Source organism: Streptomyces sp. C (genome assembly GCF_000158895.1).
In the GTDB taxonomy this organism is placed as follows: domain Bacteria; phylum Actinomycetota; class Actinomycetes; order Streptomycetales; family Streptomycetaceae; genus Streptomyces; species Streptomyces racemochromogenes.
This window is the reverse complement of the sequence record NZ_GG657750.1, coordinates 2,682,253-2,685,876: the sequence shown is the minus strand read 5'-3', so window position 1 is coordinate 2,685,876 and position 3,624 is coordinate 2,682,253. Positions and strand designations below refer to the sequence as shown.

The 3,624-nt window shown below is 74.8% G+C and carries 3 protein-coding genes; 2 read left to right on the top strand and 1 reads right to left on the bottom strand.

Annotation, left to right across the window (positions count from 1 at the left end; genetic code table 11):
* Positions 1-61: 61 nt before the first annotated feature.
* Positions 62-1,300 carry a GNAT family N-acetyltransferase gene (locus SSNG_RS11895; protein WP_042800893.1) on the bottom strand — a complete coding sequence of 413 codons (1,239 nt, stop codon included), beginning with the start codon at positions 1,298-1,300 and terminating at the stop codon, positions 62-64.
* A 117-nt stretch (positions 1,301-1,417) separates the two neighbouring features.
* On the opposite strand from SSNG_RS11895, the gene SSNG_RS11890 reads away from it, so the two are divergent.
* Together SSNG_RS11890 and SSNG_RS11885 are read left to right on the top strand one after the other, a co-directional pair.
* The gene (locus tag SSNG_RS11890) at positions 1,418-2,560 is read left to right on the top strand and encodes a PP2C family protein-serine/threonine phosphatase (RefSeq protein ID WP_042800892.1); all 1,143 of its coding nucleotides are present in this window, start codon (positions 1,418-1,420) and stop codon (positions 2,558-2,560) included.
* A 119-nt stretch (positions 2,561-2,679) separates the two neighbouring features.
* Positions 2,680-3,447, top strand: coding sequence for an ABC transporter ATP-binding protein (locus SSNG_RS11885; protein ID WP_007264067.1), 768 nt, complete (start codon positions 2,680-2,682; stop codon positions 3,445-3,447).
* Positions 3,448-3,624 lie beyond the last annotated feature (177 nt).

Sequence of the window (3,624 nt, the reverse complement as noted above, 5' to 3'; positions counted from 1 at the left end):
GCAGCGGCACCCGCACCGGCCCCGGAGCATCGGCACCCGGACCCGCCCCCGGAGGCATCGGCTAGAAGTGGTGCGGCAGCCACGGGGCGACGTCGCCGGCGAAGGCCCGCGAGGCCTCCCGCAGCGCCCCCGGGCGCAGCTCGCGCACGCGCCCCGCCGCCGCCAGCGAGGCCAGCGTGACCCCGCCCAGGTACGCCGAGCCCAGCTCCCGCACCGACAGCGCCAGATCCGCGGGGTCCTCGGACCGGACGCACCGCACCGCCCCGTCACCGCCGGCGGTCGTCAGCCGCCACCGCCCCGCGTTCCACGGACAGAAGACGTCCTCCACCTCCAGCACCACGTCCACCGCAGCCCCGTACGCCCGCGCCTCCAGCGCCGCCGGCAGGTCCACCAGCCGCAGGTGCAGCGCGTCCCGCTGCCGCGTCCGGCACCGCCGGACGTCGCTCACCAGGTGCAGCAGCGCGTCGTCGACGGGCCGCCCGTGCGCCCGTACGTGCCAGGTCAGGTCGATCTCGAAGAGGTAGCGCCACAGCGCCGCGTAGGCCGCCGGGTCCGGCGCGTGCACCTCGCGGACCTCGACCTTGCCGTCCGAGCCGGTCAGCTCCCAGTCGGGCTTGACCCGGTAGCGCGCGTACCCGACCACCCCGCCGTCCGGGTCCTCAGCCACCACACACTTCAACGGCGAGGCCCCGCCCCGGAGCTCCGGCACGTCCTGCAGCCCGTCCCGCTCCCAGCCCGGCTGCCGCGCCAGCATCCCCGGCCGGGCCGCGACCAGACCCGCGTACACCCGTTCGCAGTCCGCGAGGGACTTCTCCGGGTCCACGAGCCGCAGCCGCACCGCGTCCGTCCCCGGCGGCACGGACAGGCGCACCCGTGTGGTGTCGATGTCGACGGCCAGGGAGTACGCGGCCGTGCCGTAGCCGAAGCGGCCGTAGATCTCCGGCTCCGAGGCCGTCAGCACGGCGATCGGCTCCTCACCCGTCCGGATGTCGTCCAATTGGCGCCGCATCAGCGACCTCAGCACCCCGCGCCTGCGGTGGGTCGGCGCGACACCGACCATGGTCACGCCCGACGCCGGAACCAGGGCCCCGCCCGGCACCGAGAGGCGGAAACCGAAGGCCGAGGCCGAGCCGACGCAGTCCTCGCCGTCCCAGACGCCGAGGGAGCGGTCCGGTTCCGTCAGCGAGCGGAAGTGCTCCCGGCTCGGTGCGGGATCCGGCACACCGCCGAAGGCCAGTTCCAGATGATCGAACCAGACATCCCACTCATCCTGCTTCAAAACCCGCATCTCAAGAGCCATGCGGTCATCCTCACGCGGCCGGTCCGCCGCAGTCGAAGGGTTTTCGCCCCGCGAAGGGCCATTGGTCCGGGGGTCCCCCTGCGCGGTCACAGCCGGGATGGATATGGTCCCGAAGCAATGGCCGGAGCGCGCGTGGAGACGTTCATGGCCCGGATGCGCATGATGTCGCACCGGGCGCGCACAGCCCTGCGCAAATCCGCCGTCGACTACTTCCGCGGCGACGCCTCCGACTGGCTCGCCTTCGCCGGCCTCCTGCTGACCGTGCCCGCCATAGCCTGCGGCACCCTCCTGATGCCCGTCTGGTTCTCCCCGTCGGCCCTGGTCCTGCCCATCGTCGCCGGCGGCCTCCTGCTGCGCCCCGCCAGCCTCCTCGGGCTGTACGCCGCCGCCGCGGCCGCCCTGATCGTCGAGGCCCTCGTCCTCGGCCCCTACACCCAGGGCCCCGCCCGGGTCACCCCCGGAACCGTGCTCGTCGTCGCCGCCTGCGGGTTCTTCGGACTGGTCATCGCCCAGTTCCGCAGCCGCGTCGGCGTGCCCTGGAGACGCGGCGGCACCATGCTCTTCGACCTGCGCGAACGCATCCGCGTCCAGAGCAAGCTGCCCGCCCTGCCCCGCGGCTGTCACCGCGAGATGGCCCTGCGCCCGGCCGGCGGCCAGTCCTTCTCCGGCGACTTCGTCGTCGCCGCCCGCACCAACGGCGGCCGCACCCTCGAAGTCGTCCTCACCGACGTCTCCGGCAAGGGCATGGAGGCCGGCTCCCGCGCCCTCCTCCTCTCCGGTGCCTTCGGCGGCCTCCTCGGCGCCCTCCCGCCCCAGGACTTCCTCCCCGCAGCCAACGGCTACCTCCTCCGCCAGGACTGGGACGAGGGCTTCGCCACCTCCATCCACCTCGTCCTCGACCTGGAGACCGGCGACTACGAACTGCTGTCCGCCGGCCACCTCCCCGCCCTCCAGCTCTCGGCCGGCACCGGCCGCTGGCAGGAGGTCGCCGGCGAGGGCCCGCTGCTCGGCGTCTACGACGGCGCCGAATTCGAACCCGCCCGCGGCAACCTGCGGCGCGGCGACGTCCTCATGCTCTTCACCGACGGCCTCGTCGAGACCTCCGACCGCGAGATCAGCGAAGGCATCGACCGCCTCACCGGCGAAGCCGACCGCTACGTCGCCGCCGGCTGGGACGGCGCCGCCTGGCACCTCATCGAGAAGGTCGCCAAGGACGTCAACGACGACCGCGCCCTGCTCCTCATCCGCCGCTCGCCCTGACGGCCCCGGGGTGGGGATTACCCCACCAGCCGTCCGCCGGGCCGCTCCATGGCCCCCGCCCCACGCCCCTCCGTAGCGTCGGGGACACCAGCGGACACCGGTACGGAAGGCGGCACACCATGGGACTGGGGCTCAGGCGGACCGGGCGGCACGAAGCGCAGGGCGGACCCGCCGTGGAGCTGAGCGGCGTACGACGCGTCTACGGACGCGGCGCCGCCACCGTGCACGCCCTGCGCGGCATCGACCTCAGCCTGCCGCGCGGCAGCTTCACCGCCGTGATGGGCCCCTCAGGCTCCGGCAAGTCCACCTTCCTCCAGTGCGCCGCCGGACTCGACGTCCCCACCGAGGGCTCCGTCCGGCTCGGCGGCACCGAGATCACCACCATGGACGAGAACGAGCTCACCGAGCTGCGCCGCAGCCGCCTCGGCTTCGTCTTCCAGGCCTTCAACCTGCTGCCCTCGCTCACCGTCGAGCAGAACGTCCTGCTCCCGCTGAGCCTCGGCGGCGGCCGCCAGGACCGGGCCCGCGCCGCCGAGCTGCTCGCCCGGGTCGGCCTGGACGGCAAGGGGCGGCGCCGCCCCGCCGAACTGTCCGGCGGACAGCAGCAGCGGGTCGCCATCGCCCGGGCCCTGGTCACCCGGCCCGACGTGGTCTTCGCCGACGAGCCGACCGGCGCCCTCGACACCACCACCGCCGCCGAGGTGCTCGGCCTGCTCCGCGACGCCGTGGACTCCCTCGGCGCCACCGTCGTCATGGTCACCCACGACCCGGCCGCCGCCGCCCACGCCGACCAGGTCCTCTTCCTCGCCGACGGCCTCATCGCGGACCGCCTCCCGCGCACCCCGGCCGCCACCATCGCGGCCCGCCTGACCGCCGCCCGTTCTTGACGCACCGCTCCCTTCCTTGACGCGCCGCTCGCGCGGTGCGGCGCCGGGGCGCCTCCCCGGCTTCGCGCCGCTGCGCCGGACTCCGTCCGTCGGGGCCGGGGCGGGGCCGGTTCGGGTGGCCGTGGCCGGTGGGTCGGGTGCGGGTGGTTGGCCGCTGCGCGGGGCCGGGTCCCCTAC

Coding starts and splice junctions, on each gene's coding strand:
- SSNG_RS11885 (WP_007264067.1), top strand. CDS start 2,680: ATGGGACTGGGGCTCAGGCGGACCGGGCGGCACGAAGCGCAGGGCGGA.
- SSNG_RS11895 (WP_042800893.1), bottom strand. CDS start 1,300: ATGGCTCTTGAGATGCGGGTTTTGAAGCAGGATGAGTGGGATGTCTGG.
- SSNG_RS11890 (WP_042800892.1), top strand. CDS start 1,418: ATGGCCGGAGCGCGCGTGGAGACGTTCATGGCCCGGATGCGCATGATG.